Genomic DNA, 13,314 nt, shown 5'->3' on the forward strand with positions numbered 1-13,314 from the left:
GTTGCGGGAATGACAGGGAGGCGGCGAACGTGGATATCGCTCGATTGCGCAAGGGGAGCGGCCCCACCGTGCGTCGCATGCTGCTCGGCCAGGAACTGCGCAGCCGACGCGAACAGCGTGGTATCAGCCGGGAGGACGCCGGGGCGCGGATTCGGGCTTCGGCGTCGAAGATCAGTCGCATGGAACTCGGCCGGGTCGGTTTCAAGCTGCGCGATATCGAGGACCTCCTGAAGTTGTACGGCACCGACCGCCGCACGATCAAGGAAATGCTCGAAGTCGCGAAGGAATCCAACAAGCCCGGATGGTGGAAGGACTACGGCGACTCCCTCCACAAGTGGCTGACCCAGTACATCGGGTTCGAGGAGGCCGCCGACCAGATCCGCATCTACGAGTCGCAATTCGTCCCGGGCCTGCTGCAGACGGAGGAGTACGCCCGCGAGATCATCTTCGGCGGCGTCGACGCCCCCGACACGGTCGCCGAGCAGCGGCTGGCGGCGCGGCTCAAGAGACAGAAGCGGGTCGAGACGGACGAGGGCATGCGCATGTGGGTCGTCCTCGACGAGGCGGCGGTCCGCCGCCCCATCGGCGTGGGCATCCGGGGCCTGGGCGTGATGCGCCGCCAGATCGAGCACCTGATCCGGCTCAGCACGGAGAAGGACAACATCACCATCCAGATCATCCCCTTCTCGGTGGGCGCGCACGCCGCCGAGGCGGGCTCGTTCACGCTGCTGCGCTACTCCGACTACGAGCTCGCCGACATGGTGTACCTGGAGCAGCTGCACGACGGCGAGCTCAACGACCGCCCGAACGTGGTCGAGGCCTACACCAAGGCGATGACCAGGCTGAGCGTCTCGGCGGCCACCCCCGACGAGAGCCTGGAGATGCTCCGGTCCATCCTCGCCGACTTCACCGAGGCCGACGAAGGCCCCGACGGCGAGGCGGCCGGCCTGGGCTGACCCCGTCGGACCCCGCAGCGGCACCCCCGAGCCGGCCCGCCGAAGCGGCCGGAACGGCACACGGCCGAAGGACCCCGTCCCCCGACGGGGTCCTTCGGCGTTCCGCGCGGTCTCTTTCGCGGTGTGCCCGGGGCGTCCGCCGCTCTCCGGACGGGGCCGTTCCACGCCTGCGCGGGGGGTCCCACCCCTGGGGTGCGACCCCCCGCCCGTGGCCTGGAGGGAGAGCGGTGCGGCCTCAGCCCAACAGGTTGTCGAAGTCCCCGTCCTTGGCGCCCAGGATGAGGCAGTCGATCTCCTCCTGGGTGTAGACCAGGGCCGGGCCGGCCGGGAAACGGGAATTGCGGACGGCGATGGAGCCGTCGGCCAGGCGGGCCATCTCGACGCAGGCGCCCTGGGAGTTGCTGCGCTTGGCCTTCTGCCAGGCGGCCTCGGTCAGCTCGGTCGCGTTGATGCCGTTGTACGGGGTCATGCCCACTTCTCCTTCGGAGTCACTCGAGGGGATGTGCCGTGCGCCTGCACTGCCAAATGCACGTGCAAGAGCATTGGCACGTTCATAAGCATAGCGTGACCCTCGCCACTTGTCCGAGAGTTAGCCATCCTGAGTCCCACGTGATACACGGGGCGCCCGACCAGGGGTCTTCTCCATGGCGAACCGTGCGAACACGGACACGGCTCCCCGGCGCGCAGCACGACGCGGCCCCGCCGGACGCCTCGGGGGCGTGTCCGGCGGGGCCGCGCGGAGAGCAGGGGTCAGGAGCAGACCAGGGCGGCCCGGAGCGCCTCCAGGTTCCCGCGCATGATCGATGGGTAGTCGTCGCCGGGGGAGGCGTCGGTGACCCCCTCCAGCGGGTCGAGCACCTCGACCGCCGCGCCGGTCTCGCCGGCGATGGTCTGAGCGGTCTCCTCGGGCATGAGCGGCTCGGTGAAGATCGTGGTGACCCCGTGCTCCTTGACGAAGTCGGCGATCTCCGCGATCTGGGTGGGGGAGGGCTCGCTGTCGGGGTCGACCCCGGAGATGCCCACCTGCTCCAGGCCGTAGTGCTCGGTCAGGTACGAGAAGGCGGTGTGGCCCACCACGACCTCGTTGTGCTCGCAGGAGGCCAGGCCGTCCTCGTACTCCTGGCCGATCGCCTCCAGTTCGGCGGTCACCGCCTCCGCGTTGGCGGTGTACTCGGCGGCGGCCTCGGGGTTCAGCTCTCCCAGCCGCTCGCCCAGGGCGCCGGCGACCTGGGACATGAGGTCCACGTCGAGCCAGAAGTGCGGGTCGAGGTCGCCGTGGTCGTGGCCGTCGCCCCCGGCCCCCTCCTCGGCGTGCTCCTCCTCGGCGTGGGCGTCCTCCTCGTGCCCGTGCGCGTCCTCCTCGTGCCCGTGGGCCTCCTCGCCCCCGTGCCCGTCGTCCTCCCCGTGCTCGTGCCCGCCCTCCCCGGCCGGGTGCAGCTCGACCACGTCGGCCACGTCCAGGGCGCGGTCGGACGCCTCCTGCTCGACGGCCTCGTCCACCGCGGGCTGTAGCCCGGCCACGTAGAACGCGAGGTCGGCCTCGGTGAGCTCGCCGATCTGGCGGCCGGTCAGCTCCAGGTCGTGGGGCTCCATGCCGGGTTCGGTCAGCTGGACCACCGCCACGCCGTCCCCGCCGACCTCGCGGGCCAGCCACTCCAGGGGGTAGACCCCGGTGACCACGGTCAGGTCGGCGTCGGCGGGGTCGGGGCCCTCCCCGCCGGCGGGGGAACCCTGGCCACCGCAGGCGGTGGCCGTCATCAGTGCCACCGCGGACAGGGCGGCGGTTCGCAGGATCGTACGCATGGGACCATCATCGGGAAAATGAAAATGGTTGTCAATTTGACCCTTATGTCCGGCCCCGGTCCCCGCTCAGGTGACCTCGGCGAAGCGCTCCACGTCGTCGGTCCGCCCGGCCACCACGATCACGTCGCCCTTCTGCAGCACGGTCTCCTCGGTGGCGTAGGTGAAGGCCGAGTGGAGGCGCTTCACGGACACCACCGTGATCCCGTACTTCTGGCGCACCTTCGTCTCGCGCAGCGGCTTGCCCAGCAGCTCCTTGGGCGCCTTCGTCTTGCCCAGGGAGAACCCCTCCTCGAGCTCCACGTAGTCCAGCATGCGGCCCGACACCAGGTGGGCGACGCGCTCGCCCATGTCGTGCTCGGGCAGGACCACGTGGTGGGCCCCCACCTGTTCGAGGATGCGGCCGTGGCGCCTGCTGATCGCCTTGGCCCAGATGTCGGGCACGCCCATGTCGACGAGCTGCGACGTGGCCAGGATGCTCTCCTCCAGGTGGGTGCCGATGGCCACCACCGCGCGCTGGAACTGGGGCGCGCCGACCTGCCGCAGCGCCTCGTCGTCGGTGGCGTCGGCGATCACGGTGTGGGTCAGGGCGTCGGCGTAGGCCTGGACGAGGCGGGGGTTGGAGTCGACGCCCAGCACCTCCCAGCCGTGGTTGACCAGTTCCAGTGCGAGGGAGCTGCCGAAGCGGCCCAGCCCGATGACCAGAATGCGCTTGTCCCTGAGTTTCGTCTGTTGGGGCATGTGGGTGCTCCTAGAGGATTCGTGGTCAGCCGATGATCGGGCGGGCCTCGGCGAGATCGTAGCGGCGCTTGCGTTCGCGGAAGGCGATCGCCGTGGCGAAGGTGACCGGTCCGATGCGGCCCGCGGCCATGAGGAAGGTGACGAAGATCTGGGCCCACGGGTCCAGCTGAGGGGTGATCCCCGTGGAGAGCCCGACCACCCCGACGGCCGACACGACCTCGAAGAGGGTGTCCATGAAGCTGAAGGGTGTGGTGTGCAGGAGGATCACCGTGCTCACCGCGACCACGGTCATCGACAGGAACGTCAGGCTCAGCGCCTGCCGGATGACCTCGGGCGCCAGCCGGCGGCCGAACACGTGGACCCGGTCGTGCGCCCGGACCTCGGACCACACCACCAGGAAGAGGACGGCCAGGGTGGCGACCTTGATCCCGCCCGCGGTCCCGGCGCTGCCGTTGCCCACGAACATCATCATGACGGTGAGCAGCAGGGTCGAGTCGTACATCGAACCGGTGTCCGTGACGTTGAACCCGCCGCTGCGCGGCATCACCCCGTGGAAGACCCCGTCGGTGATCTTGGCCCACCAGTCCAAACGGCCCAGGGTGAGCGGGTTGTTCCACTCCATGACGATCACCAGCACGATGGTGATGAGGAAGAGGGCCGCGCTGGTGGTGACGGTGATCTTGGTGTGCAGGCTCCAGGTCTGCGGGGTCCGGTAGCGGCGGCGCAGCTCGATCAGCACGGGGAACCCGACGCCGCCGAGGATGACCGCGGAGGCGAGGGGGAACAGGATGAACGCGTCCCCGGAGAAGCGCGTCAGGCTGTCCCCGTACAGGGACAGCCCGGCGTTGTTGAAGGCCGAGACCGAGTGGAAGACGCCCGAGTAGAGGGCCTCCCAGAAGGCCATGTCGTAGCCGAGCCACATCCTCGGGAGGACGAGCGCCAGGACGGCGCCCTCCAGGATCAGGCTCACCTTCAGCACCCGGGTCGCGATGCCCCGGACGTCCCCGACCGCCAGGGCCCGGTTCTCCGCCTGCACGTTCAGCTCCATGCGCAGGCTGAACCTGTGGATGATGGCCACGCCCATCAGCGAGGCCAGGGTCATGATCCCCAGTCCGCCGGTCTGGATCATCACAAGGATGACGAGGTGGCCGAAGAACGAGAGCTGGTCGCCGATGTCGATGACGCTCAGGCCGCACACGGCCAGGGCCGACGTCGCGGTGAACAGGGCCTCGGTGAAGGTGAGGGGCTCGCCCGTGGCCGCGAACGGGGTCATGAGCAGGAGCGTCCCGAGCAGGTCCACGACGAAGAAGATCAGGACGAATGCCCGGGCGGGCTTGCCCCAGGCGTTCTTGCGGTGGTGGACGGGCCCGCTGTCGAAGCCGGTGTGGCGCCGGCGCGGAGTCAGCCGCACGCGGAGGTCCCGCAGCGCGGCGGCGCTCCGGGACATCCGGGTCGTGAAGGCTCTCAGGGCTTGCCTCATGTCCTCGTCATTCCACCGCTTCGTGCAGGTCACCGTCGTTCGACCCGAACGATTGTGCCAGCAGGGGGCGACCGGTCCGTCCCAGGGTGGGACGGGCGAGGATGTGTCGCCGTTCCCCGTCAGTCGTGGCGTGCGCCCTCGTGGTCGGCGTGCCCGGGCGGCTCCAGTTGGAGGGTGGAGTGCTCGACGTCGAAGTGCCCGGCCAGGCAGGCGTGGAGTTCGTCCAGGGTGCGCCCGCAGTCGCGCAGCCGTTCCTCGGGGACCACCACGTGCGCCGACATCACCGGTACCCCGGAGGTGATGGTCCACACGTGCAGGTCGTGCACGTCGACCACGGCCGGGTGGTCGAGCAGGTGTCCGCGCACCTCGTCCAGGTCCATGCCGCGCGGCGCGGACTCCAGCAGGATGTGCACGGCCTCGCGCAGCAGCGACCAGGCGCGGGGCACGATGATCGCGGCGATGAGCAGCGAGACGACGGTGTCGGCCTGCGTCCAGCCGGTGAGCCAGACGACGAGGCCGCCGACGATGACGCCGACCGAGGCCAGGGCGTCGCTGACGACCTCCAGGTAGGCGCCCTTGACGTTGAGGCTCTCCTTGGCGCCCGAGCGCAGCACCAGCGCGCCGACGATGTTGGCGACCAGGCCGACGGCGGCGACCACGACCATGCCGGGGCCGGACACCTCGGCGGGGGAGCGCAGCCGCTCGACGGCCTCCACGACGATGAACGCGCACAGGACGAACAGCACCAGGGCGTTGACGGCGGCGGCGAGGATCTCGGCCCGCTGGTGGCCGAAGGTGCTGCGCCCCCGGGCGGGGCGGGCGGCGATCCACACGGCGACCAGGGCCAGCGCCACCCCGAAGGAGTCGGTGACGGTGTGCCCGGCGTCGGCGAGCAGGGCGAGGCTGCCGCTGAACGCTGCGCCCGCGACCTGGACGACGGCGACGCCGAGCATGAGCGCGAGGACGAGCGCGAGCCGTCCCCGGTTGGCCGCGCCCGCGGTGTGTCCGTGGCCATGGCCGTGGCCGTGTCCGGCGCCCATGGGTCCCCCTTCTCGTGTGCGTGCTCCCGCGTGCGTGCGCACGTCGGTTCAGTCACCACTGTTTATACAGTCTGCGCTGTCTATACAGCAAGCTATGTACAATGGTTTTCATGTTGACCTCCGAGCAGCGCCTCTCCGCCATCCACCGGCTCGGCCGCGCCCTGTCCGACCCGACCCGCTGCCGCCTCCTGCTGGCCCTGCTCGAGGGGCCCGGCTACCCCGCCGACCTGGCCGAGCACCTGGGCCTGACCCGCCAGAACGTCTCCAACCACCTGGCCTGCCTGCGCGACTGCGGACTGGTGCGCACCCACGCCCACGGCCGCCGGGTCGCCTACGAACTGGTCGACTCCTCCCTCGCCCACGCCCTGGAGGACCTGCTGCGCGTCGTCTGGGGCACCGGGCGCCCCCACGAGGCCCCCGGCGACGACGCCGGGCGGGACGCCGGGGCCGAGCGCCGCGCGGGCTGACCCGTCCGGCGCACCCGCCTCCCGCGTTGCCCGGCTCCCCCATAGCGCGTTCCCGCCGCCGTTGTTGCGGATGACCGGAACCTGCCACTGTGATGCCCGTTACAGGGGTCCGGGGGTGGTGGAGCGTGATGAAGTCCCATGTCCCGCCGGGGAATCTCCGACTTCTGTCGGATGTCCCTAACTTTGGTCAGGGGCCGACCCTGACAGAAGACTGACGCGTCCCTGAAAGCCCCCCGATCCGCGTCCGAGGACGAGAAGTCCCGATATAACGCGACGTATCGTGGGGAGGCGCCCGGCGGATGCAATGCCCGGCGGAGCACCCGGGGGACGGGACGGTCCCGCGGGCGGATCCCGCCCGGACGAGGGCGGCACGCCTTCGACGGCATCCCCACCACACGACTTCGAGGACCGACCGCCGCCCGGCGGCGACGACCCGGCGCACACCGCGCCGACCGGTCCAACGTCCGCAGCGAGTAGGAGCGAGAACCTCTCATGTCCAGATCGGCTTTCAGGACCCCGCACGCGGGCTCCCCCCGCACGGAAGGGGCGACCGGATGAACCGCCTCGCGGTCATGTCGCTCAAGAACCGGGCGCTGGTACTGCTCATCACCCTGGCCGTGCTCTTCTTCGGCGTGCTCGCCGCCGGAGCCGCCAAGCGGGAGCTCTTCCCGCAGATGTCCCTGCCGATGGTGATGGTCACCGGCACCTACCAGGGCGCCTCCCCGCAGGTCGTGGAGAACCAGGTCACCGTGCCGCTGGAGCAGGCCGTCCAGAGCGTCGCGGGGGCCACCACCGTCACCTCGACCTCCAGCAGCGGGACCGCCCAGGTCACCGTCGAGTTCGACTACGGCGCCGACCAGGACGACCTGGTCCGCCAGACCCAGATCGCGGTCGACCAGGTCGCGGGCATGCTGCCCGAGGACGTCGAGACCAGCGTCATGTCCTTCAGCCTCGACATGATGCCCGTCGTCATGCTCGCCGCGGGTGCCGAGAACGGCGACGACCAGGGCATGGTCGAGCCGCTGGAGACCCACCTCATCCCCGAGTTGGAGTCCGTCGAGGGCGTCCGCTCGGCCACGATCACCGGTGCGATCTCCTCCGACCTGGTCATCACCCCGGACGAGGACGAGATGGCCGAGGCGGGCCTCACCGCGCAGGACATCACCCAGGCCCTCCAGGGCAGCGGGCAGCTGGTGCCCGGCGGCGACGTCGACTCCGACGGCCGCACGCTCAACGTCACCACCGGCGCCCAGTTCACCTCGGTCGAGCAGGTCGAGGACATCTGGATCCGGCCGGCCGCCCCGGAGGCCGGCGCCACCTCGGCCATGCCCGGCGCGCCCCCGGCCGCCCAGCCCGAGCCCGTCCGCCTCTCCGAGGTCGCCGACGTCGAGCTGGTCCGCGACGAGGCCACCACCCTGGCCCGTGTCAACGGCGACCCGAGCGTCGGCGTCATGATCATGAAGACCCCCGACGGCAACACCGTCGAGGTCTCCGAGGGCGTCCAGCGCGTCCTCGACGAGCAGGCCGACGTCCTCGGCGACGACATCGAGATCAGCGTGGTCTTCGACCAGGCCCCCTACATCAACGAGTCCATCCTCGCGATGCTCGAAGAGGGCGGCATGGGCCTGGCGGCCGCCGTGATCGTCATCCTCGTCTTCCTGCTGTCGATCCGCTCCACCCTGGTCACCGCGGTGTCCATCCCGGTGTCGGTGCTGATCGCCTTCCTGGGCATGCAGGCGTTCGGCTTCACCCTGAACATGCTCACCCTCGCGGCCATCACGATCTCCATCGGCCGCGTCGTCGACGACTCCATCGTGGTCCTGGAGAACATCCGCAGGCACCTGGACTACGGCAAGGAGAAGATGGAGGCGGTCAAGACCGGTGTCCGCGAGGTCGCGGGCGCGGTGGTCTCCTCCACCCTCGCCACCGTCGCGGTGTTCCTGCCGCTGGCCTTCGTCGGCGGCATGGTCGGCGAGCTCTTCATGCCGTTCGCGGTCACCGCCAGCCTCGCCCTGCTCGCCTCGCTGATCGTGTCGATCACCATCATCCCGGTGCTCTGCTACTGGTTCCTCAAGCCGCGCGACATCGGCGACGCCACCCAGGAGGAGATCGAGCGCGAGGAGACCGAGCGCGAGCTGCGCAGCCCGCTGCAGCGCGCCTACATGCCGGTCATCCGGTGGATCACCACCAAGCGCAAGCAGGCCACGATCGTCACCCTGGTCGCCTCCGCGGTCATCTTCGGCGGCACGGTCTACATGGCCGGCCAGCTGGAGACCGACTGGATGGGCCAGTCGGAGGAGAACACCTACGCCCTCAGCCAGGAGCTGCCCCCGGGCACCTCCCTGGAGGAGGCCGACGCCGAGGCCGTCAAGGTCGAGGAGATGCTCGCCGGGTTCGCGTGGGTGGAGTCGTACCAGACCAACGTGGGCGGCAACGCGATGGCCGGCCCGTTCGGCGGTGGCGGCGCCTCGCAGATCGACTACACGATCACCGCGGACCCCGACACCGACCAGGAGCGCAACCGCGAGGTCCTGCGCGACTCCCTGGAGGACCTGGACACCGACTACGAGCCGACCATGAGCGCCATGGGCGCGATGGGCGCCGGCTCCGGCATCGAGGTCCGGGTGACCGCCGACGACCAGGAGGTCCTGGCCGAGGCCGCGGACCTGGTGGAGGAGGAGCTGCGGGGGATCGACGGCGCCGCCGACGTCGTCAACGGCATCTCCGCCACCCAGCCCGCCATGGAGGTCCGCGTCGACGGTGAGAAGGCCGCCGAACTGGGCCTGACCGAGGCCGCCGTGGGCGGCCAGGTGAGCGCCGCGTTCAACGGGCAGAACACCGGGACCGTCACCGTCGACGACAGCCGCCGCGACATCGTGGTCCGCGCCGTCGAGGCCCCGACCACCGTCGAGGAGCTCGAGGAGCTGGTGGTCGTCTCGCCGACCGCCGGGCCGGTGGAGCTGTCCGAGGTCGCCGACGTGGTCGAGGTGGAGCAGCCGCCGCAGCTCACCCGCATCGACGGCATCACCAGCACCACCGTCGAGGCCAGTGTCACCGCCTCCGACCTGGGCGCGGTCAGCGCCGAGATCACCCAGGCGCTCGACACGATGGACCTGCCCCAGGGCGCCACCGCCACGCTGGGCGGTGTCAGCCAGGAGCAGAGCGAGGGCTTCATGCAGATGGCCCTGGCCATGCTGGCCGCCGTGGTCATCTGCTACCTCATCATGGTCGCGACCTTCAAGAGCCTGCTCCAGCCGTTCATGCTGCTGATCTCGATCCCGTTCGCGATCACCGGCTCGCTGGCACTGCTGCTCGTCACCGACACGGCGCTGGGAATCGCCGGCCTGGTCGGCATGCTGATGCTCATCGGTGTGGTCATCACCAACGCCATCGTCCTGATGGACCTCATCAACCAGAACCAGAACCGGGGGATGCCGCTCACGGAGGCGATCGTGGAGGGTGCCCGGCACCGTCTGCGCCCGATCCTCATGACGGCCCTGGCCACCGTCGCGGCCCTGACCCCGATGGCGCTGGGCATCACCGGCGGCGGCGCGTTCATCTCGGCCCCGCTGGCGCTCGTGGTGATCGGCGGCCTGGTGACCTCGACCCTGCTGACGCTGATCCTGGTCCCCGTCCTCTACCAGCTGGTGGAGTGGGGCAAGCAGCGCCGGGCGGCCCGCAGGGCCTCCCGCGAGGAGCTGCGCCGCTCCAAGCGCGCGGCCGCCTCCGCGTTGGCGCGCGAGAAGGAGACCGTCGGCTGACGCTGGGAATCTCCAGGTGAGAGGGCGTCCCGTGCTCCGGCGCGGGGCGCCCGTCGCCGTTCCGGCCCCGGGGACGGGGCAGCGGTGGCATGCTGTGACCGGAGCGTTGGTTTGTGTCATCGGCGCGGGAACGGCAGGCTGCGATACATGACGGAAACGCAGAAGAAGTCACTCGACGATCTCGTTCGGGAGGAACTGGGCGCCGAGCCCTCCCAGGAGGCGAAGGACTACGCCCGCCTCCTCTACGAGCGCTACCGGCTGCCGGAGGCGCCCGCGGCCGCGGGGGAGGGGACGGCCCCCGAGGAGGACACCGCGACGGGCGGGTGACCCCGGGTCACCCGTCCTCGGCGGTCTCGTCCCACACCAGCTCGAACCAGACCTGGCGGCCCATGCCGTCGCCGCGGGGCTCGCTGCCCCACTTGCTGGAGAGCGCCTCGACCAGGTCCAGGCCCCGGCCGTGCTCGGCCGTGTCGTAGGGGTCCCGGTGCTGGGGTCGGGGCGTCTCGTTCAGGTTCCCCAGGTCGCGCACCTCCACCCGGGCCCAGCCCGGGGCGCGGTGGACGCTGACCTCGAACTTGCCGGTGGAGCGCCCCGAGGCGCTGTGTGTGATGGCGTTGGTCGCCAGTTCGCTGGTCAACAGCGTGGCGGTGGTGGGATCGGGGCAGTCGGCCAGCTGTCGGGCGACGAACCTGCGCGCGTACGCGATCTGGCTCGGCAGACCGGGGAAGCGGCGTCTGGCGGATCTGTTGTGCTCTTCCATTGCCGGACCACATACGGGAGGAGAGGAGTCGACGCTCGCGGCCCGCTCCGGGACGGGCGCACCGCGCACACCGAGGTGGACGAGGGGGTCGTGGGGTGCTGCTGCGGTCATGTGCTGTTCACTCCACGGTGTGTTCTCGGAGGACAGGGCGGAGCAGCGCCTGCCCCTCGGTGTCGCGTCCATGCCCGGAACGGGTCACGGCGCGGGGCGGACACACGGGTCGAGGCCCCCGGGTACAGGGAGGGGTGCGGTGCCGCACGACCGGGCGCGCGGCGGGAGGGCGGCGGACGGGGTGCGGGGGAGGTCCGGGGCGAATGGTCGTGTCTGGTATCGGATGTGCCCCACGACACTGAAGGGCGTATTCGCGCATAGCATACGCTCCGTGCTCTTCCGGGGACCCGGCCGACCTGGCCGTGTCGGAACGACCCCTCTTGACCTGGTTAAAGAGGGTGTTCGGTCAGGGTATGCGACCGGTCAAGGCCGAGGTTCCGTGACTGGTGTGACTCAAGGGAATGAGTAACGATGCGGTAACGTAGTTGCGCTTTTCGTCCCATACCGGGGTCTTGCGCACTTCGGGGACTACCCGTCAAGGTAAGGGACATGGCCTCCCGCTCCCCCCTGCCGACCGGCCTCGGCGTCGAACTCGACCGCGCCGTGCGCCTCGCCGACGAAGGGCACCTCCTCGTCGGCGGCGACCCCACCCGCGCCGTCCGCCTGACGTCGCGACAGGTCAGCGGACTCATCAGGTGGATCAGCGGGGCACCGGTGCGCGACGCCGAAGAGGGCGCGACCGCCGCCGACCTCATCGCGGCCGGGCTCGCCCACCCGTCGCCCGCCACCATCCTCAACGGACGCCTTCGGGGCGGCCCTTCCCACCCGTCCTCGCGTCCGGTGGGGGAGCGGGGCGGTCCCACGGTGGACATCGTCGTGATCGACCGGGGCGCGGCGGGCGGACTGACCGCGACCCTGGACCGGCTCACCCGGCTCCACCCCGGAGCGGAGCCGATCGTCGTGGGCGCCACCGGGCCCGCCGCCCGGGCCGCCCGGGAGCGCGGCGCCCGGGTGCTGCCCATCCCCGTGGGCGGCGCCGCGGCCCGCGCGCTCGCCCTCACCGTCTCCGACGCCGAGCTCGTCGCCCTGGTCGACGCCGGCCACCTGCCGCGGCCGGGCTGGCTGGAGGCGTGCACCGGGCACTTCGCCGATCCCGCCGTCGCCGCCGTGCTGCCGCGCACGCTCGTCGACCTCCCGGCCTCCGGCGGGGAGGGCTCCGCGGCCGTCGCCGCCGTCGCCGCGGCCCGGGTGGGACCCGACCGCGGACCCGACCCGGCCCCCGTGCTGCCCTGGGGGCACGCCGCCCCCGGCCTCGCCCGCCCGGCCGGAGCCGACACCGGCGACCCGCTGGGCCCGGTCACCGCCCTGGTCCTGCGCCGCTCCGCGGTGGACCCCTCCCTCCTCGACCCGGCCCTGGGCGCGGCCGCCGAGCCCGCGCTGCTGTGGTCCCTGGCCGACCGGGGGCTCACCGTGCGCCACGAGCCCCGGTCCCGGGTACGGGTCCCGCCGCTCGCCGACCTCGGCGGCTACCTGCGGGCCTGCGCCGGGACCGGCGCTGCCGCGGCCCGGCTGGCCCGCCTGCGCGGCACCCGCGCGGCCGGCCCCGAACTCTCCCCGACCGGCGTCGCGGTCCTGGCCGCGCTGCTGGCCGGCCGACCGCTGTCGGCCGCCGCCCTGGCCGTCGCCGGGGGCGGGGTGCGGGTGGCGGCCCTGGCCGCCACCGGCGTGCCCGCGGACCGGACCGCCCCGGCGGTCGCGGCCGGGCTGGTGCGCCAGACCCGCGCCGCGTCCCGGGCCCTGAGGGGCGCCTGGTGGCCCCCGGCCGCTGCGGCCCTGACCCTGGGCGCCGTGCGGATCACCCGGGACCTGCGGTGCGGCCGCAGGCCCGCGGCGGCGACGGTGCTGGCCACGGCGGCCACCGCCGCGGCCCTGGTGGCGCCGCATCCGGCGGCCTGGCGGACCGCACGGGGCGCCGCCCCGGTCGACCCGCTCACCTGGACCGCGCTGGGGATCGCGGGTGACGCGGCCCGGGGCCTGGGGACCTGGTGGGGGATGGCGCGGTCGCGCAGCGCGGCCCCGCTCCTGCCCCGGGTGCGCCGTCCGGACTTCGCCGTGGCGCAGGCGGCCCGCGCACGGGACCCCGCTCGGGCTGAGGAGGGCTCACGCACCCTCGTTAGGTCCGGTTAAGTCCACTCACACTGGGTGATGTCCGCCGGTCCGGGGCATCGGAACCCCTTTCGCGGGTCCGGGCGCTCCCG

11 protein-coding genes are annotated in these 13,314 nt (G+C 71.7%); 5 read left to right on the forward strand and 6 right to left on the reverse strand.

Features of this window, described 5'->3' with window-relative positions; genetic code table 11:
• Window positions 1–77 precede the first annotated feature (77 nt).
• The gene (locus ACFVNO_RS16920) at window positions 78–956 is read left to right on the forward strand and encodes a helix-turn-helix transcriptional regulator (RefSeq protein ID WP_355265683.1); all 879 of its coding nucleotides are present in this window, start codon (window positions 78–80) and stop codon (window positions 954–956) included.
• Between the two features lie 235 nt (window positions 957–1,191).
• On the opposite strand, the gene ACFVNO_RS16925 is transcribed toward ACFVNO_RS16920, so the two are convergent.
• The 5 genes from ACFVNO_RS16925 to ACFVNO_RS16945 form a co-directional block, all read right to left on the reverse strand.
• Window positions 1,192–1,425 (reverse strand): DUF397 domain-containing protein, encoded by a 234-nt coding sequence (locus ACFVNO_RS16925; RefSeq protein ID WP_220562832.1) that lies wholly within the window; start codon window positions 1,423–1,425, stop codon window positions 1,192–1,194.
• 281 nt (window positions 1,426–1,706) lie between these two features.
• Window positions 1,707–2,759: a metal ABC transporter substrate-binding protein gene (locus ACFVNO_RS16930; RefSeq protein WP_355265583.1), complete on the reverse strand. Its 1,053-nt coding sequence runs from the start codon at window positions 2,757–2,759 to the stop codon at window positions 1,707–1,709.
• A gap of 66 nt (window positions 2,760–2,825) precedes the next feature.
• Window positions 2,826–3,497 (reverse strand): TrkA family potassium uptake protein, encoded by a 672-nt coding sequence (locus ACFVNO_RS16935; protein ID WP_220562830.1) that lies wholly within the window; start codon window positions 3,495–3,497, stop codon window positions 2,826–2,828.
• A gap of 25 nt (window positions 3,498–3,522) precedes the next feature.
• Entirely contained in the window at window positions 3,523–4,977 is a 1,455-nt protein-coding gene (locus tag ACFVNO_RS16940; RefSeq protein ID WP_355265579.1) for a potassium transporter TrkG, read from the reverse strand.
• Window positions 4,978–5,096: 119 nt separating this feature from the next.
• Window positions 5,097–6,017, reverse strand: a complete 921-nt coding sequence (locus ACFVNO_RS16945) for a cation diffusion facilitator family transporter (protein ID WP_355265576.1) — start codon at window positions 6,015–6,017, stop codon at window positions 5,097–5,099.
• 110 nt (window positions 6,018–6,127) lie between these two features.
• Here ACFVNO_RS16945 and ACFVNO_RS16950 point away from each other — a divergent pair, with 110 nt between their 5' ends.
• From ACFVNO_RS16950 to ACFVNO_RS16960, 3 genes are all read left to right on the forward strand, one after another.
• On the forward strand, window positions 6,128–6,484 hold the full coding sequence (locus ACFVNO_RS16950) for a metalloregulator ArsR/SmtB family transcription factor (protein ID WP_355265573.1): 357 nt from the start codon (window positions 6,128–6,130) through the stop codon (window positions 6,482–6,484).
• 554 nt (window positions 6,485–7,038) lie between these two features.
• Complete coding sequence (locus ACFVNO_RS16955) at window positions 7,039–10,245, forward strand: efflux RND transporter permease subunit (protein WP_378893565.1); 3,207 nt, start codon at window positions 7,039–7,041, stop codon at window positions 10,243–10,245.
• Between the two features lie 147 nt (window positions 10,246–10,392).
• A complete protein-coding gene (locus ACFVNO_RS16960) occupies window positions 10,393–10,572 on the forward strand; it encodes a hypothetical protein (RefSeq protein ID WP_355265567.1) in 180 nt (59 codons plus the stop codon).
• Window positions 10,573–10,579: 7 nt separating this feature from the next.
• Here the strand turns inward: ACFVNO_RS16960 and ACFVNO_RS16965 are convergent, their stop codons facing one another.
• Window positions 10,580–11,005, reverse strand: a complete 426-nt coding sequence (locus ACFVNO_RS16965; protein ID WP_355265680.1) for an ATP-binding protein — start codon at window positions 11,003–11,005, stop codon at window positions 10,580–10,582.
• Window positions 11,006–11,605: 600 nt separating this feature from the next.
• Here ACFVNO_RS16965 and ACFVNO_RS16970 point away from each other — a divergent pair.
• On the forward strand, window positions 11,606–13,243 hold the full coding sequence (locus ACFVNO_RS16970) for a family 2 glycosyl transferase (protein WP_378893570.1): 1,638 nt from the start codon (window positions 11,606–11,608) through the stop codon (window positions 13,241–13,243).
• Window positions 13,244–13,314: the final 71 nt, after the last annotated feature.

The sequence above is a fragment of the Nocardiopsis sp. NPDC057823 genome (genome assembly GCF_042797335.1).
GTDB lineage: Bacteria > Actinomycetota > Actinomycetes > Streptosporangiales > Streptosporangiaceae > Nocardiopsis > Nocardiopsis changdeensis.

Coding starts and splice junctions, on each gene's coding strand:
- ACFVNO_RS16960 (WP_355265567.1), top strand. CDS start 10,393: ATGACGGAAACGCAGAAGAAGTCACTCGACGATCTCGTTCGGGAGGAA.
- ACFVNO_RS16930 (WP_355265583.1), bottom strand. CDS start 2,759: ATGCGTACGATCCTGCGAACCGCCGCCCTGTCCGCGGTGGCACTGATG.
- ACFVNO_RS16945 (WP_355265576.1), bottom strand. CDS start 6,017: ATGGGCGCCGGACACGGCCACGGCCATGGCCACGGACACACCGCGGGC.
- ACFVNO_RS16970 (WP_378893570.1), top strand. CDS start 11,606: ATGGCCTCCCGCTCCCCCCTGCCGACCGGCCTCGGCGTCGAACTCGAC.
- ACFVNO_RS16940 (WP_355265579.1), bottom strand. CDS start 4,977: ATGAGGCAAGCCCTGAGAGCCTTCACGACCCGGATGTCCCGGAGCGCC.
- ACFVNO_RS16950 (WP_355265573.1), top strand. CDS start 6,128: ATGTTGACCTCCGAGCAGCGCCTCTCCGCCATCCACCGGCTCGGCCGC.
- ACFVNO_RS16965 (WP_355265680.1), bottom strand. CDS start 11,005: ATGGAAGAGCACAACAGATCCGCCAGACGCCGCTTCCCCGGTCTGCCG.
- ACFVNO_RS16920 (WP_355265683.1), top strand. CDS start 78: ATGCTGCTCGGCCAGGAACTGCGCAGCCGACGCGAACAGCGTGGTATC.
- ACFVNO_RS16925 (WP_220562832.1), bottom strand. CDS start 1,425: ATGACCCCGTACAACGGCATCAACGCGACCGAGCTGACCGAGGCCGCC.
- ACFVNO_RS16955 (WP_378893565.1), top strand. CDS start 7,039: ATGAACCGCCTCGCGGTCATGTCGCTCAAGAACCGGGCGCTGGTACTG.
- ACFVNO_RS16935 (WP_220562830.1), bottom strand. CDS start 3,497: ATGCCCCAACAGACGAAACTCAGGGACAAGCGCATTCTGGTCATCGGG.